The organism is Oceanobacillus zhaokaii (genome assembly GCF_003352005.1).
GTDB classification, from domain to species: Bacteria; Bacillota; Bacilli; order Bacillales; family Amphibacillaceae; genus Oceanobacillus; species Oceanobacillus zhaokaii.
On record NZ_CP024848.1, the window covers coordinates 3,453,562 to 3,472,472 of the forward strand.

An 18,911-nucleotide genomic window follows, 5' to 3' on the forward strand; every position below is an offset into this window, starting at 1 on the left:
ACTGTTCACCCCCTTACAGTAACATAACATTATTATTTCAGACGATTCACGAGCTCATCGTATTTTGGACTATTTAAGAAGTTTTCTACAGATATATGCTCAGCTGTTGGAAGTTTCGCTTTTGCACGATCCGTTAAATCTTTATGGGTGATAACGATATCGGCATCATCCGGAATTTCATTAATTGCTTTGTTTGTAACAAAAATATCAATGTCTGATTTCTTAAATTTATTCTTAAGAAGGGAGGCACCCATTGCACTTGACCCCATTCCAGCATCACATGCAAAGATAATTTTATTAATATCTTCTGTGCGTTTCGCTTCGGATGCTGCTTCGTCTTTCTCAGCCGCTTCTTTGTTCAGTGTTCCCGCCACAGAGCTTTTCTTCCCTTTCATTTCTTCCATTTTGCTCGTTGCTTCAGATAAGTCTTCTTCCTCTGCTTTACTCGATTTCAAAATGATTGCAGATATAATAAAGGAAACAACCGCTGCTACTAGCACACCAGCGATAACACCAAGGTAACTATCTTTCGCTGTCATTGCTAATACCGCAATGATACTACCAGGTGAAGCTGCTGCTACTAATCCAGCTCCGAAGATTTGGAATACGAATACACCACTTACACCACCAGCAATTGCTGCTAAAATTAATGCTGGCTTCATTAACACGTATGGGAAGTAAATTTCGTGAATCCCACCGAAAAATTGGATAATAGCTGCACCAGGTGCAGAGCTTCTTGATGCACCTTTTCCAAAGAAAGTGAATGCAAGCAAAATACCTAGTCCTGGACCAGGGTTCGCTTCAAGCAAGAAGAGGATTGATTTTCCTGCTTCAGCCGCTTGTTCTAGCCCAAGTGGTGTTAAAATACCATGATTAATTGCGTTGTTCAAGAATAAAATTTTCGCTGGCTCAACAATGATATTTGCCAGTGGTAATAAATTCGCTCCAACAATTACTTCAACCCCAGCTGCAAGTAAACCGGTTAGTGAGCCCACAACTGGTCCTATTCCCCATAAGCCAAAGATTGCCAGAATTGCGGCTAGAATCCCCGCAGAGAAATTATTATAAAGCATTTCAAATCCTTGACGAATTCGATGCTGGAATAATTCATCAACTTTCTTCATCAAATACCCAGCTAATGGACCGATAATCATAGCCCCAAGGAACATCGGTACATCTGCACCAACAATAACCCCCATTGCTGCAGTCGCACCTACGACCCCACCGCGTAAGTCATAAACCATTCGTCCACCTGTAAACGCTATTAATAGCGGTAACAGATACTTAATCGTTGGGTCAACTAAAGCTGCAATATCCTCATTTGGCCACCAGCCATCTGGAATAAATAAAGCTGTAATGATTCCCCATGCGATAAAAGCACTAATATTAGGCATAACCATGCCACTCAAATAACTACCAAAACGTTGCAATTTGGCCCGGAAGCCCGTTTTTTCAGCCATAATAATACTCCTCTCAAAGTAAAAAAATTATAATTAATCCTTAGTTCTATCGTAGGAGTTTAATACGTAATAATCAATGTAATGTAAACAGCAATTTGGCAAATGTAATGTTGACAAAATTTAATTGCTTAGTTTTGGAATAGTTTGATTTGCACTTCTATTTTGTGCTATTTCACCCCAGTTGAAGGGCGAGCAGTTGAGAGCTCTATCTTGTCATTTTTTCGCTCCAATCTAAGTGACAGTCAGTCACTCCATCTCACTTACTTTTGGCTCCTCCTTAACAGTAAGATCGTATTAAGATGCACAACATCTATAAAATATATCAAAACTTCCCGATTAATAAAAAACAAGCGCACAGGCTAATTCCCGAGCGCTTGATCATTATTTATTTTCCATTAACAACAGATAATGCTGCTTCATCTGCAATTATTGTTACATTTGCATGGTTCTGCAAGACAGATGCTGGCACATCTTCCGTTACTTCACCGTTAATTAATTTAGCTAATGCATCTGCTTTATTTTCACCTGAAACAAGTAATAGGATTTCGTTGCTGTTCATGATTGTTTCGATTCCCATTGAAATTGCTTGAGTTGGAACCTCTTCAATGGAATTAAAGAAACGAGCATTCGCTTCGATTGTTGATTGTTCTAGATCGACAACCTGCGTTTTACTAGTAAAAGGTGTTCCAGGTTCATTAAAACCGATATGGCCATTTGCACCGATTCCAAGTAGCTGAACGTCAATGCCACCCGCTGCTTTAATTCCTGCTTCATGTGCTTCACATTCTTGTTTTAAATCTGCTGCTACACCATTTGGTACGCGTACATTATCAAGAGAAATATCTACATGATCAAATAATTTATCTTTCATAAAGTAGTAATAGCTATTTGGGTCTTCTTTTTCTAAACCAACATATTCATCTAAATTGAATGATTTCACTTTTTTAAATGATACTTCATTTTGATTATATTTTTCGATGATCCGTTTATATAGACCTTCAGGAGTGGAACCAGTTGCTAGTCCTAGTACCGGATTTTCAATACGATTGATTCTTTCTACTAAGAATGCACATGCTTCTTCGCTCATTGCATCGTAATCTTTTACTTTAATTAATTCCATTACTATTCTCCTTTGTATGAAACTACACCACGACATATGGTGTATTTAATATTCATATGGTCGTCAACGATTAAAATGTCTGCATCTTTTCCCTCTGCAATACTTCCTTTTCGATCGAAAATTCCAATCTGTTTTGCCGGATTTACGGAGGCCATTTCAATGACATTTTCCATAGAAACACCATCCAACTGCAGCATTCGCTTTGCACCCTCATCCATCTTTAAAATGCTTCCTGCAAGTGTCCCATCCGCCAAAACGGCACGGTCAGCAGACACGATGACAGGTTGACCGCCGAGCTCATAATCACCCGGTGACAAGCATTTCGCACGCATTGCATCTGTAATTAGAATGAGGCGTTTGCTTCCCATATTTTGATAGATTAATTGTAGCATCTCTGTCGAAATGTGTATACCATCAGCAATAATTTCCCCAAATAATTTTTCCAGCTGAAATGCAGCTCCTACTGCGCCAATGTCTCGATGATGAATTCCATTCATTGCATTGCATAAATGTGTAAGCTGGCTAACCCCATGTATTGAAGCCTGCATTATCCCAGCAAAATTGGCATTCGTATGCCCAGCTGAAACCGTTACACCTGATTCTGTTAAATATTTAATAAATTCCCCATTGTGATCAAGCTCGGGTGCCATTGTGATCGTTTTAATTTTATTTCCTGAAAGTTCTTGCCATTTTTTGAATTGCTCGATATTTGGTTTGATTATGTACTCTACTGGTTGTGCGCCAGCTTTTGACTTTTCAACAAATGGTCCTTCAAGGTGAATACCTACCATTTCGGCTTGACCAGCTTTATTATCATAATTTTCAGCGTTAACTAGTGCCTTCTCTATATTTTCTGGGGATTGCGTAATAGTAGTTGCAAGAAAACTGGTCGTGCCCTCCTTTGGCAATATAGATGCCATTCGATCCAGTGCTTCTTCCGTTGCATCCATTACATCCGCGCCATTTGCCCCGTGAATGTGGCTGTCGATAAAGCCTGGAATTACATTAAGGTTAGTGGCATCAATGACCTGTGTATCCTCTCCATATTCATTATTCGCTGTAACTTCTTTAATTTGACCCTTGCTAATATAAATATTTCCATTCGAAATCACTTGGTCTTCTAAGAAAATTTTCGCATTCTTTATTAATATTGGTGTGTTATCCATTGAAACCCATCCCTCTCTCCAAATAAGTTCGATATCTTATATCTGTTCTTACAAATTTAGGATGACTCATTACCAATGAGTCACCCTAAATTTTACCTTATACTAATTCTTTTATTTCAGCTGCGAATCGAGCCGTAATATCTTTTGGTCTTGTTATTGCACCACCAACGACTGCGGAATAAACACCAAGCTCAAATACTCGCTTCAGCATTTCTGGTGTTGCAACATTTCCTTCTGCAATGACTGGTTTATTTACTGCCTTAATGACTTCTTTTAAAAACGCAAAATCATTATCATACAGCAATTTACCCTTTGTATGATTCGTATAGCCGTGTAATGTCGTGCCAATGTAATCAAATCCGAGTTTTTCTGCGTTCACAGCTTCCTCAATTGTAGAAATATCAGCCATCAGCTCTACAGCTGGTGCCTTTTCTCTAGTATAGCTCACTAATTCAGCTAATGGCAATTCCGCTCTTTCACTTAAAGTAGCGTCCATCGCAATTACTTCACATCCACTTTCTATCAATTCATCGATTTCTTTAGTTGTTGCAGTTATATAGACATCAGAATTAGGATAATTTCGTTTGACAATGCCGATGACAGGCAGATTTACTTCTTTTTTGATTTCAATGATATCTTCTTTCGAGTTCGCTCTAATTCCCTTAGCGCCACCTTGATATGCAGCTAACGCCATTTTACTCATAATAAAAGAAGAATGAAGAGGTTCATCTTCCAGTGCCTGACAAGATACAATTAAGTTATTTGGTAAATGCATTCCATTTCAGCTCCTAATTATCTAATACTTCTTCAATTTCATTTTTTATAACGGATACTTGTGGTCCATAAACTACTTGAACACCGTCTCCTTTAATTATAACACCTTTGCTTCCAGTTTCAGTTAACGCATCTTTATTAACTTTCTCACCATCTTTTACTGTTACACGTAATCGAGTCGCACAATTATCTACATCAACAAGATTTTCTTCTCCACCCAATGCTTCAATAATCGCGAAAGGACGACCTTCTTTTGATACTGTTGCAGCTTTTTCAGCCGTAGTATCTGCCGTTTTCTCATCTTCGCGTCCTGGAGTTTTAAAATTAAACTTCTTAATTAAGATTGAGAATGTAAAGTAGTAAAGGAAGAACCAGATTATCCCGATTGGAATAACATACATCCAGTTAGTTAATGCTTGTCCCTGCAATACTCCAAACAAGATAAAGTCAATAAATCCACCTGAGAATGTTTGACCTATCGTGATATCAAAGATATGTGCCAGCATAAATGCCAATCCATCAAATACCGCATGTACAACATAAAGCAATGGAGCAATGAATAGGAAAGAAAATTCTAATGGCTCTGTAATACCTGTCAAGAATGATGTTAGTGCCGCAGAAAGCATTAAACCACCAACAACTTTTTTCTTCTCAGGTTTTGCTGTCCGATAAATTGCATATGCAGCACCTAATAATCCGAACATCATCGTAATAAAGCGACCAGACATGAACCTGGCAGTACCTTCAAAGAATTTCGTAGTTGTCGGATCACCCAATTGTGCAAAGAAGATGTTTTGTGTACCTTGAACTAATTGTCCAGCTATTTCCAGGGTACCACCTAAACCTGTTTGCCAGAAAGGTAAGTAGAAAATATGATGCAAACCAAATGGTCCTAACATACGTAAAATAAATCCATAGAAAAATGTTCCAATATAGCCTGTAGCATTCACAATATCTCCAAAATTAAAGATAACACTTTGGGCGATTGGCCAAATATAATACATTACTACACCAAGGATAATTGCTGAAAATGACGTTACAATTGGAACAAAACGCGAACCACCAAAGAAGCCTAAAAACTGTGGTAACTCTATTTTATTAAAGCGATTATGAAGCATTCCAGCCATAATCCCTACAATGATTCCGCCAAAAACGCCGGATTCTAATGTTTGTATTCCAAGCGCTACACCTTGTCCAACTGCAGATAAATTTTCTGTAGCTAAATTGCCGGTGATTATTAATATGGCATTCATTGTTGCATTCATTACTAGATAACCAATTAAAGCCGCTAAGCCAGCAGTCCCCTTATCAGACTTTGCAAAGCCAATGGCAACACCGACTGCAAATATCACCGGAAGATTTGCAAAAACAATATTACCGGCCGAACTCATTACCGTAAAAATTGCTTGAAGCCAAGCATAATCTAAAACGGGATATGCACTAACTGTATTTGGATTAGAAAGCGCGCCACCAATACCAAGCAAGAGACCTGCCGCAGGTAAAATAGCAATTGGCAACATAAATGACTTCCCAAATTGTTGTGCTTTACCGAAAAAGTTTTTCATATTTTTTCTCCTTTTAGAAAATATTTTCATAAAAAATACTATCAAACGTTTTCAAATGTGTCAATAGAATATTTTAAAACCCTTACAAGCGTGTTAAGATAAGGATTAAGATTAGATTTTAGAAGGGAAAAGGAATCAGATGAATTTCGAAAATAGAATACAAAAATATAACTCCTTATTAACTGGGAATGATCATAAAATTATAAAATATTTAATAGCGAATAAAGATACAGTAATAGATAAAACCATAATTGATTTATCAGAAGAAATTCAAGTATCGCCAGCAAGCATTACTAGGTTTTGCCAGAAAGTAGATTTTGATTCATTTCAGCAAATGAAATATTCCCTAGTTAAAAATAATCGAGTGGACCAGAATAAAACAGGTGAATCATTTGAAATTATTTATCACTATTATGAAACTATTTTAAAATCAACACAGCAATTCATTACAGAAGAACAAACGAGCAGGATTGTTGAACAAATTATAAATGCCAATGATATATTGTTTTGTGGAGTTGGCAACTCAGGATTAATTGCAAATGAATTTAATAGCAGGATTGAACGAATGGGGATATCTTCTAGAGCAACAACAGATCCACATGGGATGCTTATGAAAAGTGCTTTATTAAAAGAGGATGATTTATTAATTTGCTTTTCAAATTCTGGTCAAACAAAATGCGTTATTGATTCGGCAAGATTAGCAAAGGATAAACATGCAACTGTAATCATCGTAACGAATTATCGTGATACAGAATTAACTGAACTAGCAGATGAGATTGTTCTAATTTCGAGTTATAAATACATTGATGACGAAAAGTTTATTAATACGCAGTTACCAAGCTTATTTTTCTTAGATTTATTGACCTATAAATTATTGAATAATGAGGAATTAATGAAGAGTCGTAAAAAAACACTAAAAGCAATCAACCTATATGGTTAAAGAAGATCAACGGCTGCCAGCTGATCTTCTTTTCAATAATTTGTCCTGCTGCAGAAGGGTCACTTTATTTAATTGAGATAATACCTTCCGCTCCTTGTTCAACAGCGCCTTGTTTTTCTAGTGTTACTGTCTCACTCTCATTCAGATTAGTAAAAATGACTGGCGTAATTACCGATGTTGCATTTTTACCAACATAATCAAAATCAACTTTTAATAGAGGCTGGCCAGCCTCCACATGATCATCGATTCCCACTAACGTCTCAAAGCCTTCTCCTTTTAATTCAACGGTGTCTATTCCAACATGAATTAATATCTCACGACCACTATCTGCCAGGATACCGATTGCGTGTTTTGTTGGAAAAATATTAATCACCTTACCAGTAATAGGGGAAACCACTGTGTTATCTTTCGGGACTATCGCAAAACCATCTCCCATCATTTTCCCTGCAAATACTTCATCCGGAACCTCTGTAATTGGGATAAGCTCCCCTTTTAGAGGTGAGAGGAATTTTTCTGTTTCTTTCTTACCAAACAGTTTCTTAAACATACATGTTGCCTCCAGTCTTCGTTGTATTTCAGAAATATAATATATCATTTATAGGGCTTGGTCACTTGTTTGTATTAAATTCGAAAGGAAAATTAAGTGGTCCAGTATACTGAATATTCCCATACAAAACATAAACATTACCATTATTACCAGGTTTCAGATCACTTACACGTAATTAATCCCTTCCATCCCAGGCAACGGTACAGGAAACACACCATTTAAATTCTTAAAATCATTTTCAAATCCAAATAACAACTCCACTAATTCCCCATTAGATAAAGTCTTCTCCATTTCGCCAATTTTTAGCAAGACATTTCCATTATTCATTGGAGTTACCTCAATCTCTTGATCCAAACCTTTTCCATGGAGATATGGACGCAGTTGCTCTATTAACCTCGCAGGATTTGCAATGTACACCGTTCCGCCATTTTTCTTTATCTCCTTTTCATATCCGGATAATTCGCTGTTCAACTCATCCTGCCATGGGACACTAATTTCAATCCTTGAAACCGTGTTTGTCTGCAATAGGTCTGCCAATATCCCATGTACAGCTGCTGGATCTCCACCCCAATCTGTAACGATACCATGCTCATAAGTACTCGCTTCGGTCGGAAGTCCAATTACTACATACCCATTTAAAGCGCTATTTTTCTCCGCTACATACAATGCTTGTTTCATCTTGAATATACTCGCATATCCACCTGCCTTAAGTAACATGGCCCATTCCCAAACATTATTACCAAACCTTACTTCCTTCCCTTGTCTTAACTTATCCAACTTAAAAACATCCGTATTATCAGCTATGCGTATAACCCCGCTATATGAACCATCGTTGCTCACCCGACCAATTGAATATTTATTCACCCTGCCAAAATGGTAGCAATGATTTCTAAGATACAACCCTCGATCACCAGAAACAAATAATAAAGTTGCTTCCACTTTGTCAAGATAATCATAAACTTCCTTTAAAATAGCACTAGATATTCCTTGCTTACGATAATCAACTTCTGTACAAACAGCCCCAATTGAAAAGACATTTAATATCGATTTATCAATCTTAATTTTTGAAGGGACCAGACCAATAAAACTGACGAGCTTTTCTCCATCGAATGCACCGTAAGATAGTTGCAAATCATTTGAAAATACCTGAGGAAATGCTTCTCCCATCGAGATATGACCTTCTTTGCGAAATGTTTTATCCGCTAATTGAATTGCTTGTTCGAATTCTTTTCCTTTAACGCGTCTAATTTCCATTTACGTTTATTCTCCCCTCGAATAGAACGATTTACCGTTTATTATCGTTTCATTCTCATGTAAAGTTTCGTCTAAAATAACTAGATCAGCAACATAATTCGTTTGAATTTTCCCAAGTCATTTCCCTGGTCTTACTGATAGCAAAGGTGTTTCCGTTGCCATGAATATAGCTGCTTCCAATGGAATATGACAATTTTCTGCAACATACTTGATTCCTTTCCAGCAGTTGCAATTCCAATCCCTTGAATTTGTCTATCTTCTATCAACAATTTGATTGTATCGATCATTGATTCAACGACCGCTTCACTCGGTGTTTTTATTTCCTCTATTTTGGCAATCTGGTTCGCTTCACCAAACAAGCCAAATTTAATCTTTTTCCCACTAATATCGATTCCGATTGTGTACATTTCGATTCGTTACCTTCCCTTAAAAAATGGGTACCTTGATCAAGGTATCCATTACATTTCTACAGTTTAACCGTTAACTCCATTTCACTTGATTTATACGCTGCAAGTGCTACTTCCAATGCTTTTAACCCATCATAACCTGTGATTGACGGTTCTCTTCCTTGCTCCACACATTCCACAAAATCCTGTGTCAAGCCAAAGTCCATATCATTGCCGTAAAATACATGGCTTAACGACTTCGCACCATTCGTAAACATTCGAAAATGCTCTTTATTTGCGTCTACTTTAATTGTTTGCTTTGTGCCAATAACTTCAATTGTTACGTCGCCCCATATTGGATATTCTGCAAATCTTGACCAACTCGCATCATGCGTTGCAATAACACCATTTTCAAATTCCAATGTGAGGATTCCTGCATCATCAATATCAATATCGTGAAAATAGGAATCAACTATTGCATCAACTTTGGTGATTTCTTTTCCTAGATACCAGCGCATGATATCTACCATATGTACCGTATGATCTAACACTGCACCGCCACCGGATAGATCTTTATCAATAAACCAACCACCTGGATTTTGACCTCGGTTTGTTGTGCGAAATGCAATAATATCACCTATTTCGCCATCATCGATCAGCTTTTTCAACTCGGCGATTGGCGAACTAAAACGAACTGGAAAAGCAATTTGTAAAATTACGCCGTTTTCCTCGCATGCCTCTATCATTTCTTTTGCATCCTTAATCGTCGTTGCAATTGGCTTTTCACATAAGATATGTTTATTCGCTTTTGCCGCTTTAAGCACCATTTCCTTATGGCGGTTGTTTTCACTACAAATAATAACTGCATCCATTTCTTCTTTTAGAAATGCATCTTGGTCTTTGTAATGCTTTGTATGATATTTTTTGGCTACTTTCTGTCCACGCTCAAGGTCGTCATCAAATACACCGACGAGTTCAACATTCGGTATTTTCTGCAGGCTATCTGCATAACTATATGCATGCATATGAGCAAAACTCATCATGCCAATTTTCATTTCGCAACACCTCCGGATAGTACGAGCGTGAATTTCTCCAACCGATTTAATAAATCCTGATTCGCTTTACGCGCGGTAGCTAAGATAGAATCAACTGAATAGGTCAATGGAAGCTTTGTATATCTTCTCGGATGAATCGGTTTCATTTCTTCACTATTAAATTCGATAATTTGCTTTATACCGCTCCACTCAAACTCTATTTGTTCCTCTTTATTAAGATCGGATACTGTATATTCCATATGTGCCATTGTCCCATTATCAAATTTTGCGGTTACAATCGTATGATTGGGTTTAACTATGGGATTTGTTTGTTTCACCTGTACATCCAGTGGTTCACCAAGTAGTTCGGAAAACACAACTAAATCACTTGCTATTAATCTCTCCGCCTGAATTACGGGTAACATTCTCCTAAAACGAAGCACACCCTTTGGATTTGCAATGACTTCTTTTGCCTTTTGAAAAAATGGATATTGCTCTAATTCGAAATAGACGTGAACATTTTCATTAGTGGCTTCCATCAGTGTTGAAGGAATAAATACTTTATCTGTATCATTGCTGAATGCATTAATTTCCGTATCTTCTAATAGAAATACTCCATTCTCTTCAATCAATTGATCTGTTGATTCAACAATGGTAGCATTGATTGTAGAGGTGGTGAAATCAATTTTATCTAGTTTAGTAAATATAATTGTGCGCATCGTTTAACCTCCTTCGTTTTATTTGCAGGTGCTGTGGTTGATTTAACCATTGCAGCATTGGTGTTCTTGCTCGATTTTGCAGTGCTTCCGTTCATTTCAGTGGTATTCTAGCGTTTTGGGGAGCGTCTCAACCAGCTATTTATTTCAATAACTCTCTTAATCTATTAACCGCCTCTTCATTTGCCACCTTTGCATCTTCAAATCCTTCATACTCAATTGATAACCAGCCATTATAATTGGTATCCTTTAGTCCCTGTACGATATAAGCTAAATTTACTTGTCCATCTCCGGGAACCGTACCGATTAATTCCACTCCTTTGGTGGAAAGGAATCCTGTTACTGCTTCTTCGATTGGGTCCTTTTCACGGAAGTCTTTAAAGTGAACATGCACAACTTCCTCTTTTAATCGATCAAATGCATGCTTCGGTTCTTCATGAACTAATAAAAAGTTACCTGTATCAAAAGTCGATTTAACAAATGGACTTCCCACTTTGGTAATGATTTCTTCCACTTGCTCACTTTTCCCTGCTAACAGTCCATGATTTTCAATTGCTAAGTATATTTGTTCTTTTTCTGCAGCTTCAGCACAACTTTTTAATCCTTCAACAATCCATGCTTGGGCGTCTTCATATGTTAGTTCGCCATGTAAGTCTCCAGAAAACACACGGACAATATTAGTACCTAATTTTTTTGCAGTTTGAATACCGTCTTTCACTTTGGCAATTTCGATTGCACGCTCTTTAATTGATTTCTTCACAAAATCATTCGTGACATCATAGGCGGAAACGGCTAAGTTATGCTTCTTCAGCGCAACAATCGTTTCTTCCAATTCTTTTTCCTTATCACTCCAGTAAAAATCAAGTAATTCTACCCCATCTAAAGCGATACTTTTAGCGTATTCAATAAAATCTACAATCGACCATTTTTCCTTTTGGACCGTGGAGTTTAAGCTATACATACTTACACTGATTTTCATAAATATCCTCCTCACATTTCTAATTGCTTCATCAAGAATTCTACCTTTTTCTCCTCATGAAACGGATTAAACTCATGCATGAATTGGGGATAAACTTCAATTGTCTTATCCTTCGCTTTTAGATGGTTGAAAGCCGCAAATACCGTTGATGAAGGAGTTGTTGCATCCTCCAAACCAATCGCCATTAATGTTGGACAGGTAATCCAGTCACAGAAATGAACACTATCAATATAGCCTAACGTCTTAATCACTTTATCGTATGTTTTATATTCAGGATCATTCCATTTGAAATAGTTGACAATTTCCATATATGGTCCTGATAAGGCAATATCTAACGCGCGTTCGAAATGGGCGATAAACGGCCAATCAGCAATACAAAAGTCGATATTCTTTTCCAATCCTGCTGCAACGAGTGCTAAGCCACCACCTTGTGAAGAGCCCATCACACCTAATTTCGTTGGACCTACAGGTGAGTCCTCAGATTGCAGCCAGTTTAATTGCAGCAGAATATCACGATATACATTCGTATAATAGTAGTTTTCATGATCCTGTATACCCAGAAGCATCCACCCGGGAATTCTGCTGCCGTTTCTATAGTTACTGAAATCAGGGGACTCTCCTTGTCCACGAACGTCAAAAGCAAAAACTGCAATACCTAATGTCGTCCATTTTAAGAAATCTGCTGCTAAACCACGATTCCCTGTATAGCCATGGAAACTAAGGATGACCTGGCACTTCTCCACTCCTTTAGGCTTTACTAGAATTCCTGTTAGCGGTGTATTATCCCAACTCGTAAAGGTGATATCCGCTACTTCCACACTAGGTACAGCATAATCTCTCCACACAATCTTTACATGTGGGTGATATCCATTCATTTTCATTTTCTGTTCTGCCCAAAAAGCATCAAAGTCATCTGGTTTATTACCTAAATTCGGACGATAATTGCGTAACTCTTCAAGCGGAAAATCACCTACTTGTCTACCCAAAGTACTCACCTCATTTGTAAAATTCTTCAGGCCATTCAAGCTCAAAGCCATCTTCTCTTAGTTCATCCTGAAATTGAGCTAACAGTTTTTCATCATTTCTTACTGCATTTGGTTGCGTATTATTTTTCAAGCAAAAAGCAATTAACGCCCCACATGCTTCACCAATATTCCATTCGGTTGGATGCAGTCGATAACAGCCATTTGTAATATGTGTTGTACCGATGTTTTTACAGCCGGCAAGTAGGTTACCAGCATCTTTCGGAATCAGTGCACCTAATGGAATATAAAATGGGAGTGCAGGAATATCGACATAATTTCGGCCAGCCATACTTGGATGCAAATCGATACTATACGAACCTATTCCCACACGATCATAGTATTTTTTCCCGGTTTCCCCCTCATTGAAATCAGGGGAAACATCATGTTCAACAATCGTGTACTCGGCTTTTATTCGCCTTGATTCTCTAATATATGGTGCTTTCGCAAACCCATCCTCCGTTCCAAAAATATCCTTTCGAAGCTTTAAGCCTGGATAGCCTTTTCCTCCATCTGGACGTGGTGCTTCGGTTTGCAGCCAATATAATAAAGAAAGACTTAACTGTTTTGCTTGGTATTCATTTTTTTCCTTTTCTACAATTGCAACATCATAAATATTGCCTAAAAAGTAATCGTTTTGCGGCCAATTCATTAACGTGATATCGCCAGCATGATAAGGTGTTTCAAATTGATTCTTATCAAAAATTCTACGGTACTCCCATAATGGAAATCCCGTCTCTTCACGAAAAAGCGTATATTTTCTTTTTTCCTTCGTGATTGGATGTGGTGCATAGAAACTTAGAAATTTGTCTGGCCAAATCGTTGGATGGAATTCCTTCCAATATTGATACATTTCAGGCTCTGGAATTGTATGGTCTTCTCCCGCTCGATATTCCATTCCTAAAACATAAGTAAATGCTTGAATATCATTTGGATTGGCAGTGTCTGGCGCATGGGACTCTCCCGTTTCAGATTTAGCTTCCGCTCCTGTGACATATTCTAAGCCTGCGAGTGGTAACACGTCCCCAGCCTCTGTTGCATCAATATAAAAAGGTGCTATAACTTGATATTGATTGCCAGTCTGCATATTTTCGAACGTCATTTCATGAATGGTTCCCTCTGTTTTTTTCACTGACGTAATTCTAGTATTCAATTCGATTTTCAATTGGTTAGTCAAAACGTATGGCAGAAGCATTTCATTTAATACATGCAATGTAACTCGTGGATCATGACAAATATTACTTACTAAGCCGTTTCCAGGATTAAAGCATGCTTCTTCATTTTTCACGTTCATCGTTCGTAAATACGTTTCCCTTACATTATTACGATAGTCACGATACCGTTTGGTCGAACCAAACTCCTCAATCCATTGATGTTCGTCAGGTGGAACGCCTTGCGATGTCACCTGGCCACCAAGCCAATCTGTTTCCTCTGTAAGAAAAACACGAAGGCCTTTATCACAGGCAGCTAATGCTGCTGCAACACCACCAAATCCTCCGCCAACAATGACAGCATCTGCATTCAACGTAATCACCTACAAATAAACTTCCTTGCCAGTTTTGGCAGATTCATAGATAGCATTTAGCATTTTCATTACTTGCACGCCATCTGATACAGGTGCAATATTTTCTGTACCATCTAAGCAGCTAGACACGAAATGGTTAATTTCATTTTGAAATGCTTTTTCAAAATCAAAGCTCAAATTATCAATCTGCGGGGTAACATTTAGAATCGTATTATACTTTTCTGCGACTATTGCTAATTCCGGTTCAATCTCCGCTCCACCTTTTTCACCAAAAAGCTTCACATATAATTCGTCCTGCTTTGCATGTAAGGTATAACTCACGTCAACTAAAATAGATGCTCCGTTTTCAAAACGAATGATGGCATTTGTTAAATCTTCTACATCACTAAGGTGTGGGTCGTAATCGGCAGCTTTGTAAAAGGATAGATTTTTAATGTTACTGCGATTCCCTAATTTGTTATACGTATTACCACTAACTGAAACGGGACGAGGTTTGCCCATGAAATACCAGCATATATCAATCATATGGACACCTAGATCAATTAATGGACCGCCTCCTGACCTTGATTGATCACTAAACCAGCCACCAGGATTCCCTAGTTTTCTAATGCAAGATGTTTTTGCGTAATAGATTTCACCTAATTCATCGTTATCAATAAATGTTTTTAGTAGTTTTGCATTATCCCCATGTCTGCGAACAAAGCCAACTTGCAGTACTTTTCCTGTTTTCTCTACAGCAGCTTCAACCGCTTCCGCTTCTTCCACAGTCATACTTAATGGCTTTTCTACCAACACATGTTTCCCCGCTTCTAGTGCAGCAATAGCAATTTCTGCATGGGCGTTATTCCAAGTACAAATGCTTACCGCGTCAATTGCTTCATTTTTTAACAGTTCACGATAATCACTATATAACTCTGTCACTCCATACAATGCACCTTTCGCTATTAATCGTGTTTCATTAATGTCACTCAATGCAAGCAATTCCACCTGTTCATTTGCTAAATATGGTTTAATGTGTTGCTCTGAAATAGAACCTACTCCAATTACTCCAACTTTTAACATGTTTATTCGTCTCCTTTAGCTTATTTGTAACTGTCAATCAATTTTTGTTCTCGCTCGATTCCGTGCTCCTGCTGCTCAATCCAGTCATGTTCTCAGTCGGCATAGTGCTTCGTCCCTCGATTTTCAAGCTATAAAAATGACTAGTATTCTATCAGCTTCGTCAACGTACTAGACTTTTTATTCAGCAAATCCCTAAACTCACCTGGTGCATCAACAAATTTGATTTCATCTGTAATAAATGTGCTTACATCAATTCGTGCTTCGCTGACTAACCGGATGTATTCCGCTATGTTTCTTCCTTCCGTCCAGCGAACAAATCCATATGGATAGTCAATCGCATCCGCTTCGTAAACGCTGTCATATCTACCAGGACCACCGGCACGCGAAATCAACAGCTCTGCTTCCTTAATAAACATTAAATCCCTCGGAAAGTCTGGTTCAACGTCACCAACAATAACAACCTTACCTTTATTTCGAACCCACCTTAAGCTTTGATGTGTCAATGGCGAACGTTTGCCACCTGCACATAATAAAACAGCGTCAGCTCCGTTGTCTCCAGTCGTTCTTTGAATGGCCTCCTCCATATCTTCAATTTGTGAATACGCTTTAATCTTCGTTTTTTCGTTTAACAAATTTGCCCTGCTATCAGAAAGATCATAGGCAATAACATTGTATGCTGCTGCATCAGCTATTTTAGCAATCATTTGGCCAAGTAGACCTAATCCTACAACAACAGCTGTTTCACCGAATTCCAGCTTAGCAATACGCAGTGCATGGATGGCAATCGCGCCAATTCCAGCAAGAGCAGCTTCTTTTGGCTCAACGCCTGAAGGGACTTTTGCATACAATGTTTTTGGTACTAAAAGATATTCCGCATGATGTACATATGGTGCACCGTAACATGCAACCAAGTCTCCTTTCACCACATCAGTGACTTCACTTCCACACTCCTCAACAACACCCATCGCACTGTATCCTAAAGGGATCTTCTTACCCTCGCTGCTATCAATCGCCAATAATTCTGTACCTGGTGAAATTACCGAGTATAGCGTTTTAATTAATACATAGGAGGCTTTAATTTTCGGAACATCTTCCTCTACTATTTCGACCTGTTTATTATGCGCGATGATTTTTTTCATTTGTAATTCCTCCTCCACTGCCTATCTCACATCGAACCATTTTGCTAAGTTAGCTTTGACAAATTCGTCATCGTGTAAATGAGGATATTCCACATAGACGCGATCTATTTCTTCTGCTTGACCTGGGCTTAAAATCTCCTTCTCTAGTAAACACCAGTTTCCCTTCAGCAACCCTTGTCTTGTGAGTACTTCATTTATCCCGGCAATACTACCTTTAAATCCGTTACTTGGATCGAAAAACGCGGCATTTGCATCCGTTATTTCCTGACCAAGAGTTAATAACTCACTTGGAATGTGCGATTGTTCTTGAGCTTTTTTAATCTGTTCGAAAGTCTCTACGACACGTTTTGTCCATACAGACCAATGTCCAAGCAAACCACCGACGATTTTCTTCTCTATCTTATTATCACCGACACTTATTTTATAAGTCGTTAATAGATCATTGATGATGTTATCATCATTTCCTGTATATAAAGCAATCTCTTCATTTCGCTCAGAATTGCACACCGCCCTTACTACATCAAAGGAGTTGTAGCGATTGAAAGGGGCAATTTTTATCGCCTGAACGTTCGGGATGTTTGCGAATTTCAACCAAAAATCATATGAGAAGACTCTTCCACCTACAGATGGCTGTAAATAAAATCCAAAAACAGGTATAACCTCAGCTACTTTTTCCACTCGGTAAATTAATTCGTCTTCTGTTAGATTCTGTAAACCGCCCATACTTAGCAGCCCTAGATCATAACCAGCCGCTTTACTAAATTTTGCTTCCGCAACAGCTTGATCGACTGGGCCACAAATACCAGCAATTTTAATAAAAGAATCAGCTACATTCCATTTCTCCATTTCTTCCATTGCTAGATTTAGCACTGGTTCGAATAAATTAAATTGCGAATCCCTAATTTCAAACTGTGTCGTATGTACCCCTACCGCAATTCCACCAACTCCCGCATCGATGTAATAGCGGGTAAGTGCACGCTGCCCTGCCTCATCAAGCGATCTCTCACTCGTTAATGCAAGTGGATGTGCAGGAATAACGGTCCCTTCATGCAGCTTCCTTCTCACTGCTCCCTTTAACATTTAAAAAGCACCTTCTCGCTCTTGAAAATGTGTTGGTTTATTATGTGTTGCACCATCATTGCTAAGCCATACAGTGATTAGATCAATCATTTGCTGAACAGACACTTTCGGATAGCCAAACAGACTATGTGCATTTGCTGCATTATTCAGTAATGCTTTTGAATCCTCTTCATTTACAAAGACAGCTTTTTTATTAAATCGTTTGCCAAATTCCTTAGCTAACCAACGCACGGATAACGTCTCTGGACCAGTAACATTTAATATTTTTGGAGGAAAGTCTGTGTGTAATAAAGAGCGAATCGCATATTCATTCGCATCTCCTTGCCAGATTACATTTACATTTCCCATTGTTAGATCAATCGGGTTACCTTCATATACTTGCTTAGCGATTTCAAGTAATACCCCATAGCGTAAATCTATTGCATAATTCAACCTAAAAATTAGCAAAGGAGTTTTATTTTTATGTGAAAAATAAGTAAGCACACGCTCACGCCCTAAACAAGATTGTGCATACTCGCCAATTGGATTTACAAGTTTATCCTCTGTGCAATTATTTCTTACAACCTCTGTCAATGGATAAACATTTCCTGTTGAAAACGCCACAATTCTCGAGTCACTGAATTTTTCTGCAAGTCTTCCAGGAAGATATGCATTCATTGCCCAAGTAAAATGCTCATTGCCAACCGTACCGAATTTATTCCCCGCCATATAAATAATGTTCTTCGCGTTTGGAAGTGCTTGCAGATCGTCCTCATTTAGTAAATCGGCTGCTATCGTTTCAATGCCATAAGCCTCCAGCTCATCTCTTAAGTTTCCTGAAGAAAATCGGGAAACCCCAATTACTTTTTTACTTAAACCTGCTTTATCGATAGCTCTTTTCGTCATTTTTGCAAGCGTCGGACCCATCTTTCCACCGATTCCTAAAATTAAAATGTCCCCATCTAACTCCTTCAAGTCATTTATTAATGCATCTGACGGTACCGTCATAAAGTCTTCTAATTCTGCAATCGTTTTCATTTGACCACCCCTTATTTTTAATTAAGTGAAATTTCACCGTCCATTAACATGCGTTGAAATTTCAGAATAATAATTAATATCATTGTATGTACAGGATTATTAAAAGACAAGTCTTTAAAATGTCT

The 18,911-nt window shown here is 38.1% G+C and carries 18 protein-coding genes; 1 reads left to right on the plus strand and 17 read right to left on the minus strand.

Going from position 1 to position 18,911, the window contains the following annotated elements:
- Nucleotides 1-32: 32 nt before the first annotated feature.
- From CUC15_RS17080 to ptsG, 5 genes are all read right to left on the minus strand, one after another.
- Nucleotides 33-1,460, minus strand: coding sequence for a PTS mannitol transporter subunit IIBC (locus CUC15_RS17080; protein WP_114917822.1), 1,428 nt, complete (start codon nucleotides 1,458-1,460; stop codon nucleotides 33-35).
- A 385-nt stretch (nucleotides 1,461-1,845) separates the two neighbouring features.
- Entirely contained in the window at nucleotides 1,846-2,580 is a 735-nt protein-coding gene (nagB, locus tag CUC15_RS17085; RefSeq protein ID WP_114917823.1) for a glucosamine-6-phosphate deaminase, read from the minus strand.
- Between the two features lie 2 nt (nucleotides 2,581-2,582).
- Nucleotides 2,583-3,746, minus strand: coding sequence for an N-acetylglucosamine-6-phosphate deacetylase (gene nagA, locus CUC15_RS17090; RefSeq protein ID WP_114917824.1), 1,164 nt, complete (start codon nucleotides 3,744-3,746; stop codon nucleotides 2,583-2,585).
- A gap of 97 nt (nucleotides 3,747-3,843) precedes the next feature.
- Complete coding sequence (locus CUC15_RS17095) at nucleotides 3,844-4,521, minus strand: N-acetylmannosamine-6-phosphate 2-epimerase (RefSeq protein ID WP_114917825.1); 678 nt, start codon at nucleotides 4,519-4,521, stop codon at nucleotides 3,844-3,846.
- 13 nt (nucleotides 4,522-4,534) lie between these two features.
- Nucleotides 4,535-6,085 carry a glucose-specific PTS transporter subunit IIBC gene (gene ptsG, locus CUC15_RS17100; RefSeq protein ID WP_114917826.1) on the minus strand — a complete coding sequence of 517 codons (1,551 nt, stop codon included), beginning with the start codon at nucleotides 6,083-6,085 and terminating at the stop codon, nucleotides 4,535-4,537.
- A 139-nt stretch (nucleotides 6,086-6,224) separates the two neighbouring features.
- Here ptsG and CUC15_RS17105 point away from each other — a divergent pair, with 139 nt between their 5' ends.
- Nucleotides 6,225-7,025 carry a MurR/RpiR family transcriptional regulator gene (locus tag CUC15_RS17105; protein WP_114917827.1) on the plus strand — a complete coding sequence of 267 codons (801 nt, stop codon included), beginning with the start codon at nucleotides 6,225-6,227 and terminating at the stop codon, nucleotides 7,023-7,025.
- 64 nt (nucleotides 7,026-7,089) lie between these two features.
- Here CUC15_RS17105 and CUC15_RS17110 read toward each other — a convergent pair whose 3' ends face one another.
- From CUC15_RS17110 to CUC15_RS17165, 12 genes are all read right to left on the minus strand, one after another.
- Complete coding sequence (locus CUC15_RS17110; protein WP_114917828.1) at nucleotides 7,090-7,572, minus strand: PTS sugar transporter subunit IIA; 483 nt, start codon at nucleotides 7,570-7,572, stop codon at nucleotides 7,090-7,092.
- 165 nt (nucleotides 7,573-7,737) lie between these two features.
- Nucleotides 7,738-8,826: a GNAT family N-acetyltransferase gene (locus CUC15_RS17115; RefSeq protein WP_114917829.1), complete on the minus strand. Its 1,089-nt coding sequence runs from the start codon at nucleotides 8,824-8,826 to the stop codon at nucleotides 7,738-7,740.
- 131 nt (nucleotides 8,827-8,957) lie between these two features.
- Nucleotides 8,958-9,233 (minus strand): ROK family protein, encoded by a 276-nt coding sequence (locus tag CUC15_RS17120; RefSeq protein ID WP_114917830.1) that lies wholly within the window; start codon nucleotides 9,231-9,233, stop codon nucleotides 8,958-8,960.
- A gap of 59 nt (nucleotides 9,234-9,292) precedes the next feature.
- Nucleotides 9,293-10,267 (minus strand): Gfo/Idh/MocA family protein, encoded by a 975-nt coding sequence (locus tag CUC15_RS17125; RefSeq protein WP_114917831.1) that lies wholly within the window; start codon nucleotides 10,265-10,267, stop codon nucleotides 9,293-9,295.
- Complete coding sequence (locus CUC15_RS17130; protein ID WP_114917832.1) at nucleotides 10,264-10,965, minus strand: hypothetical protein; 702 nt, start codon at nucleotides 10,963-10,965, stop codon at nucleotides 10,264-10,266. Before CUC15_RS17130 ends, CUC15_RS17125 begins: the two co-directional genes overlap by 4 nt.
- Nucleotides 10,966-11,104: 139 nt before the next feature.
- Complete coding sequence (locus CUC15_RS17135) at nucleotides 11,105-11,941, minus strand: sugar phosphate isomerase/epimerase family protein (protein WP_114917833.1); 837 nt, start codon at nucleotides 11,939-11,941, stop codon at nucleotides 11,105-11,107.
- A gap of 11 nt (nucleotides 11,942-11,952) precedes the next feature.
- Entirely contained in the window at nucleotides 11,953-12,927 is a 975-nt protein-coding gene (locus CUC15_RS17140) for an acetylxylan esterase (RefSeq protein ID WP_162800350.1), read from the minus strand.
- 10 nt (nucleotides 12,928-12,937) lie between these two features.
- Nucleotides 12,938-14,497 (minus strand): FAD-dependent oxidoreductase, encoded by a 1,560-nt coding sequence (locus CUC15_RS17145; RefSeq protein ID WP_341457167.1) that lies wholly within the window; start codon nucleotides 14,495-14,497, stop codon nucleotides 12,938-12,940.
- Nucleotides 14,498-15,550: a Gfo/Idh/MocA family protein gene (locus CUC15_RS17150; protein ID WP_114917835.1), complete on the minus strand. Its 1,053-nt coding sequence runs from the start codon at nucleotides 15,548-15,550 to the stop codon at nucleotides 14,498-14,500.
- Nucleotides 15,551-15,690: 140 nt separating this feature from the next.
- Nucleotides 15,691-16,689, minus strand: coding sequence for a zinc-dependent alcohol dehydrogenase (locus CUC15_RS17155; RefSeq protein ID WP_114917836.1), 999 nt, complete (start codon nucleotides 16,687-16,689; stop codon nucleotides 15,691-15,693).
- A 21-nt stretch (nucleotides 16,690-16,710) separates the two neighbouring features.
- The gene (locus tag CUC15_RS17160; RefSeq protein ID WP_114917837.1) at nucleotides 16,711-17,769 is read right to left on the minus strand and encodes a dihydrodipicolinate synthase family protein; all 1,059 of its coding nucleotides are present in this window, start codon (nucleotides 17,767-17,769) and stop codon (nucleotides 16,711-16,713) included.
- Entirely contained in the window at nucleotides 17,770-18,786 is a 1,017-nt protein-coding gene (locus CUC15_RS17165; RefSeq protein ID WP_114917838.1) for an NAD-dependent epimerase/dehydratase family protein, read from the minus strand.
- Nucleotides 18,787-18,911 lie beyond the last annotated feature (125 nt).

What these genes read in the sequence shown, in the direction of transcription:
- CUC15_RS17080 (WP_114917822.1), bottom strand. Translation starts at nt 1,460, where the DNA reads ATGGCTGAAAAAACGGGCTTCCGGGCCAAATTGCAACGTTTTGGTAGT.
- nagB (WP_114917823.1), bottom strand. Translation starts at nt 2,580, where the DNA reads ATGGAATTAATTAAAGTAAAAGATTACGATGCAATGAGCGAAGAAGCA.
- nagA (WP_114917824.1), bottom strand. Translation starts at nt 3,746, where the DNA reads ATGGATAACACACCAATATTAATAAAGAATGCGAAAATTTTCTTAGAA.
- CUC15_RS17095 (WP_114917825.1), bottom strand. Translation starts at nt 4,521, where the DNA reads ATGCATTTACCAAATAACTTAATTGTATCTTGTCAGGCACTGGAAGAT.
- ptsG (WP_114917826.1), bottom strand. Translation starts at nt 6,085, where the DNA reads ATGAAAAACTTTTTCGGTAAAGCACAACAATTTGGGAAGTCATTTATG.
- CUC15_RS17105 (WP_114917827.1), top strand. Translation starts at nt 6,225, where the DNA reads ATGAATTTCGAAAATAGAATACAAAAATATAACTCCTTATTAACTGGG.
- CUC15_RS17110 (WP_114917828.1), bottom strand. Translation starts at nt 7,572, where the DNA reads ATGTTTAAGAAACTGTTTGGTAAGAAAGAAACAGAAAAATTCCTCTCA.
- CUC15_RS17115 (WP_114917829.1), bottom strand. Translation starts at nt 8,826, where the DNA reads ATGGAAATTAGACGCGTTAAAGGAAAAGAATTCGAACAAGCAATTCAA.
- CUC15_RS17120 (WP_114917830.1), bottom strand. Translation starts at nt 9,233, where the DNA reads ATGTACACAATCGGAATCGATATTAGTGGGAAAAAGATTAAATTTGGC.
- CUC15_RS17125 (WP_114917831.1), bottom strand. Translation starts at nt 10,267, where the DNA reads ATGAAAATTGGCATGATGAGTTTTGCTCATATGCATGCATATAGTTAT.
- CUC15_RS17130 (WP_114917832.1), bottom strand. Translation starts at nt 10,965, where the DNA reads ATGCGCACAATTATATTTACTAAACTAGATAAAATTGATTTCACCACC.
- CUC15_RS17135 (WP_114917833.1), bottom strand. Translation starts at nt 11,941, where the DNA reads ATGAAAATCAGTGTAAGTATGTATAGCTTAAACTCCACGGTCCAAAAG.
- CUC15_RS17150 (WP_114917835.1), bottom strand. Translation starts at nt 15,550, where the DNA reads ATGTTAAAAGTTGGAGTAATTGGAGTAGGTTCTATTTCAGAGCAACAC.
- CUC15_RS17155 (WP_114917836.1), bottom strand. Translation starts at nt 16,689, where the DNA reads ATGAAAAAAATCATCGCGCATAATAAACAGGTCGAAATAGTAGAGGAA.
- CUC15_RS17160 (WP_114917837.1), bottom strand. Translation starts at nt 17,769, where the DNA reads ATGTTAAAGGGAGCAGTGAGAAGGAAGCTGCATGAAGGGACCGTTATT.
- CUC15_RS17165 (WP_114917838.1), bottom strand. Translation starts at nt 18,786, where the DNA reads ATGAAAACGATTGCAGAATTAGAAGACTTTATGACGGTACCGTCAGAT.